Origin of the sequence: Faecalibacterium sp. DFI.5.82 (genome assembly GCF_029076575.1) — a bacterium.
Lineage (GTDB): Bacteria > Bacillota > Clostridia > Oscillospirales > Ruminococcaceae > Faecalibacterium > Faecalibacterium duncaniae.
The window spans coordinates 1-291 of record NZ_JARFIS010001059.1; the positions used below are offsets into that span (position 1 = coordinate 1).

At 42.3% G+C, this 291-nt stretch carries 1 protein-coding gene; it reads left to right on the plus strand.

What is annotated here, in order from left to right; translation table 11 throughout:
- Positions 1–45: 45 nt before the first annotated feature.
- The coding region (locus P0G09_RS20130) for a hypothetical protein (protein WP_342760588.1) at positions 46–291 on the plus strand (246 nt) is incomplete at its 3' end.

The following is a 291-nucleotide window of genomic DNA, read 5'->3' on the forward strand; positions in this document are numbered from 1 at the left end:
TATTTTGGGCGAAGTGGACTTGTTACTTACCAAAGTGAGACAAACTTGGATTATGTCCATTTGATTATAAAAAAAGCAGACTGGTCAAGCCAGACCATTGATTATACCATTCGTCTCTTGCCGGCTCACCTGGTTACAGAAGTTTGGATTCTTGAGGGAGACCATCAAGTCTATTATTCTAGGCAGGCGGCAATCACTAGCCACTATTACAAATACAGAAATCCTCACGCTTTTGATATGGCGGTTTCTTCCAAGGAATTTGACCGTCACTGGGGCTATCAGGGAAGTTTA